Raw genomic sequence first — 599 nt, 5'->3', positions numbered from 1 at the left:
AGGCTCGCCTGCTTTTTGCCGTTTTTACCCACCAGCGCCGCGTGCGACGGCAGCCGCCCCTGGGCCGGAAACTCCGGCGGGTACCACGCCAGATCGGTCATTACCTCGGGCATACCTTCGGCTCCTTCATCTTAAGCGGCAGCTTAATCGGGTAGTTTGCATTCGTCGGTGACCAGCAGCTGGTGGTCACTTTAATATCGTCGCAGGGCAGGAAGTGGACGGTAATCCCGCAGGTTTCCTGCCCTGTATAGTCAGGGACTGGAACTACTTTGCTATGATCCCTATCTTCAGCTTTCATTTTTTTTTCCCAGGCCAGATATTTAGCTGTATCAGCAAATCCAGGAAATCCCTCTGAAGTCCCAACCCCCGTCTGCCAGTTAATACGCACTGCCTGCCCCGGTTTCCAGACCGACGGCACAGCGTAGCAGCACCCGCCGCCCCCGCCGTCATAAGGCCCGATAATATCTATCCCTGACTGGCCGTTAACGCTGAAGTGGTTGATCGCCCATTTGGTATGGTTTATCGCTTTAATCGTGCCTGCCCCACCGCCGCCTTGCGCCTCCGCCTGTGGATGGCTGCACCCGCTCAGCAGGGCGATA

The 599-nt window shown here is 57.1% G+C and carries 1 protein-coding gene; it reads right to left on the bottom strand.

Annotated features, from left to right (window positions below; genetic code table 11):
- Positions 1–100: 100 nt before the first annotated feature.
- Positions 101–598, bottom strand: a complete 498-nt coding sequence (tli1a, locus tag ACE38U_RS22380) for a Tli1a family immunity protein (protein WP_375530538.1) — start codon at positions 596–598, stop codon at positions 101–103.
- Position 599 lies beyond the last annotated feature (1 nt).

The sequence above is a fragment of the Cedecea selenatireducens genome (genome assembly GCF_042138895.1).
In the GTDB taxonomy this organism is placed as follows: Bacteria; Pseudomonadota; Gammaproteobacteria; order Enterobacterales; family Enterobacteriaceae; genus Cedecea; species Cedecea selenatireducens.
Note: the sequence above shows the minus strand (reverse complement) of the source record. Positions and strands in the feature narration are given on the sequence as shown.